Below are 3,652 nucleotides of genomic sequence, written 5' to 3' on the forward strand. Positions count from 1 at the left end.
GCGCCTCGTCCCGGCGGGTCGGGAGAGACCCGCCCTCCCTAGATCGAGTAGTCCTGGGCGAAGGTTTTGCTGCGACGGACGCGGAGGAGCACGGTGTCCTCGGGCGTGAGGGAGAGTTCGTCGAGACGCTGGCGGCTGAGTTCAACGTCGATGTATTCGTTGGCCCCGCGCACGAGGGTGACGCGGGCAAAGGGGCCGGCGGACTGGATGGCACGGACGCGGGCGGGTTCGCCTTCGAGGCCGTGCTTGAAGGGTTGGATTTCCAGTTCGTGAGGGCGGACGAAGGCGACGCGGGCCTTGTCGTCGGTGAAGGGCGCAATGGTGCCGGAGGCAGTGAGTCCGCGCCAGGGGAGTTGGAGGCGGTTTACGTTGCCGAGGAATTGGTAGACGAAGGGTGACTTGGGATGGTCATAGACTTCCTGCGGTGTACCGACTTGTTCGATACGGGCGTTGTTCATGACGACGACTTCATCGGCGATTTCGAGCGCCTCCTCTTGATCGTGGGTGACGAAGACGGTGGTGAGACCGATTTCGTCGTGGAACTGGCGGAGCCAGCGGCGGAGTTCCTTGCGGACTTTGGCATCGAGGGCGCCGAAGGGTTCGTCGAGGAGGAGGACTTTGGGATTGACGGCAAGGGCGCGGGCGAGGGCGACGCGCTGGCGCTGTCCGCCGGAGAGTTGGGCGGGGTAGCGGCGGTCGAGGCCGCCGAGTTGCACGAGGGTGAGGAGTTCGTGCACGCGGGTGTGGATTTCGTCACGGGTGGGGCGGTCTTTGCGTTTTTTGACTTTGAGGCCGAAGGCGACGTTTTCGGCCACGGTCATGTGGCGGAAGAGGGCGTAGTGCTGGAAAACAAATCCGACGCCGCGTTCGCCGGCGGGCACGTCGGTGACGTCCTGGTCGTGGAAGAGGATGCGCCCGCTGTCGGAGTCGGCGTATTCGAGTCCGGCGATGATGCGCAGGAGCGTGGTCTTGCCGGAGCCGGAGGGGCCGAGCAGGGCGATGAGTTTGCCGCTGGGTGCTTTAAGGTCGACACCTTCGAGCGCGGTGTAGTTGCCGAAGGTTTTTTTGATTTTCGTGGCAGTGATGCTCATGAGTGGAGAGGCGAAAGGTGGTGGACGGAAGGTGTTGGGGTCAGTGTCTGGCGGCTTGGGTGGAGTTGCTGAATTTCCACTCGACAATGGACTTGAGGACGAGCGTGACGATGGCGAGGAGGGCAAGGAGGGAGGCGACGGCGAAGGCACCGACGAATTGATATTCGTTGTAGAGAATCTCGACGTGGAGGGGGAGGGTGTTGGTCTCGCCGCGGATGTGTCCTGAAACCACGGATACGGCGCCGAATTCGCCCATGGCGCGGGCGTTGCAGAGGATGATGCCGTAGAAGAGTCCCCATTTGATGTTGGGGCGGGTGACGTGCCAGAAGGTCTGCCAGCCGTTGGCGCCGAGGGTGATGGCGGCGTATTCTTCGTCGTTGCCCTGGGCTTGCATGAGGGGGATGAGTTCGCGGGCGACGAAGGGGAATGTCACAAAGATGGTGGCAAGGACGATGCCGGGGACGGCAAAGATGATTTTGGGCGAGGCAAGCCAGTCGGCCAGGCCGCCAAAGAGCCAGCCGAGGCCAGGGGTGTCGGCGATGTGGCGGACGACGCCGGCAAGGGGGGCGAAGAATGCTTCCTGCGCGGGAGGGGGGAACCAGCCTTGTAGTCCGAATACCAATACGTAGATGAGGCCGGCGATGACGGGCGAGACGGCAAAGGGGAGGTCGATCAGGGTGATGAGGATGCTTTTGCCGCGGAAGTTGAATTTGGCGATGGCCCAGGCGGCGGCGACGCCAAAGAGGAGGTTGGCGGGGACGGCGATGGCGGTCGTGATGAGGGTGAGCTTGAGGGCGGCGAGGGCGTCGGGGTCGCGGAAAGCTTTAAAGTAGGCGCCGGCACCTTTGCGAAAGGCTTCCGCAAAAACGGAGGCGAGCGGAAGGGCAAGGAAGCCGGCCAGAAAGAGAAGGGCGATGGTGGTGAGAGTCCAACGCACCCACGGGGCGTCCTGCGTCGTGCGCCGGGTGGCGTGGACGGTGGTGCTGGGGGCGGTGGTGAGCGAGGAGGCGACGGAGGACATGTTGAGAAAGGGCTCAGGCTCTTTTCAGACGGTATGGTGGCGGCGGCTCCATTTCTGGAGGAGATTGATAATAAGCAGGAGGACGAAGGAGGCGACGAGGAGGACGGAGGCCACGGCGGTGGCACCGGCGTAGTCGTATTGTTCGAGTTTTTCGTAGATGATATGCGGGGTGATTTGGGTGCGCATGGGGAGGTTGGCACCGATGAATACAACGGAGCCGTACTCTCCGAGGGCGCGGGCAAAGGCGAGGGCGAAGCCGGTGATGAGCGCGGGGATGAGTTGCGGGAAAATGACTTTGCGCAGGGTCTGCCAGCGGTTGGCGCCAAGGGTGGCGGAGGCTTCTTCAAGTTCGGGTTCCAGTTCTTCGATGATGGGCTGGAGAGTGCGGACGACAAAGGGGAGGCCGATGAAGGTGAGGGCAATGAAGACGCCGGTTTGTGTGTAGGTGATTTTGATGCCGTGCGGCTCAAGCCAGCGGCCCACCCAGCCGTTTTGGGAGTAGATGGCGGTGAGGGCGATGCCGGCAACGGCGGTCGGGAGCGCGAAGGGGAGATCGACAAGGGCGTCCGCGATTTTTTTGCCGGGAAAGGTATAACGGGTGAGCACCCAAGCGACGATCAGGCCAAAGACGGCGTTGACGAGGGCGGCGGCAAGGGAGCAGCCGAAACTGATTTTGTAGGAGGCAACAACAAGGGGGGAGGTAACGGCGTTGACAAAGGCGTCCCAAGTCATGCCGGAGCTTCGGATGAATGCCGCCGAGAGGGGCACGAGCACGATGAGGCTCAAGTAGAGGACGGTGAATCCGAGGGTGAGGCCGAAGCCGGGCAGGACGGAACGGGAGGAGCGGCGGAAGAGTGACATCAGAGATACTGGGCGTGGGCGAGGAATACGCGGTATTCGTCGAGGATGGTTTCAAGTGCGAGGACGGCGGCCTCGACCTGCTGGTCGTGGGGGGCGAGGCCGGGCGTTTCAAATATCAGGTCAAAGGGTTTGGGTCGTTGGTCCGGTGGCGAGGCTAGAATTCCGGTGAAGCAGCGCGAGATTTTGCCGTCGGCTGCGGCAAAGCCGTCGATTTTGGCCCGGCGGTCGCGCGGGAGCACGAGAGAGGCGGCGCGGAGGGCGGGCTCAAGAAGGGCTTCGTTGAGAATGTGGCCGTGGGTGTATCCGTAAACGCCTTCGCTGGTGTCGTCAGCGTGCAGGGTGATGAGGCCGTTGAAACGGCGGGTGCGGAGTTCGTTTTCGAGGATGCGGATTTCGGGGTGGGGGGAGGGGGGGGATTGCCAAAATTCACGGTTGAGATCGACCCCGGCGCGATTGACGCGGGTGCCGTCTTCGAGACCGGTGGGGTTGATGACGGGGTAGATGGTGAGTTCGTAGCCCGTGGCGAGCGTGGGATCGGTGGCGAGGCGTTCGGCAAAGACGAGCAGGGCGTCAACGCTGGCGGGTTCGTCGCCGTGGAGTCCGCCGAACAGGCCGATGCGGAGGGGCGTGTCGTGTGGAGCGCGGGGACCGGAAAAGGTGATGCGGGGAAGGGTGTAGG

General features: G+C 63.1%; 4 protein-coding genes. All 4 read right to left on the minus strand.

Going from position 1 to position 3,652, the window contains the following annotated elements; genetic code table 11:
• Positions 1-38: 38 nt before the first annotated feature.
• Positions 39-1,091 carry a sulfate/molybdate ABC transporter ATP-binding protein gene (locus tag OBACDRAFT_RS21080; protein WP_043588891.1) on the minus strand — a complete coding sequence of 351 codons (1,053 nt, stop codon included), beginning with the start codon at positions 1,089-1,091 and terminating at the stop codon, positions 39-41.
• Positions 1,092-1,131: 40 nt separating this feature from the next.
• Positions 1,132-2,112, minus strand: a complete 981-nt coding sequence (cysW, locus tag OBACDRAFT_RS21085) for a sulfate ABC transporter permease subunit CysW (protein WP_043588892.1) — start codon at positions 2,110-2,112, stop codon at positions 1,132-1,134.
• 24 nt (positions 2,113-2,136) lie between these two features.
• The gene (cysT, locus tag OBACDRAFT_RS21090) at positions 2,137-2,973 is read right to left on the minus strand and encodes a sulfate ABC transporter permease subunit CysT (RefSeq protein WP_043588893.1); all 837 of its coding nucleotides are present in this window, start codon (positions 2,971-2,973) and stop codon (positions 2,137-2,139) included.
• A partial coding sequence (locus OBACDRAFT_RS21095; RefSeq protein WP_043588894.1) for a M14 family zinc carboxypeptidase occupies positions 2,973-3,652 on the minus strand: 680 nt, incomplete at its 5' end. The genes OBACDRAFT_RS21095 and cysT, both read right to left, overlap by 1 nt.

It is taken from the genome of Geminisphaera colitermitum TAV2 (genome assembly GCF_000171235.2).
Taxonomy (GTDB): Bacteria; Verrucomicrobiota; Verrucomicrobiia; order Opitutales; family Opitutaceae; genus Geminisphaera; species Geminisphaera colitermitum.

Excerpts from the sequence above, each read along its gene's own strand:
- OBACDRAFT_RS21080 (WP_043588891.1), bottom strand. The coding sequence starts at position 1,091 with ATGAGCATCACTGCCACGAAAATCAAAAAAACCTTCGGCAACTACACC.
- cysW (WP_043588892.1), bottom strand. The coding sequence starts at position 2,112 with ATGTCCTCCGTCGCCTCCTCGCTCACCACCGCCCCCAGCACCACCGTC.
- cysT (WP_043588893.1), bottom strand. The coding sequence starts at position 2,973 with ATGTCACTCTTCCGCCGCTCCTCCCGTTCCGTCCTGCCCGGCTTCGGC.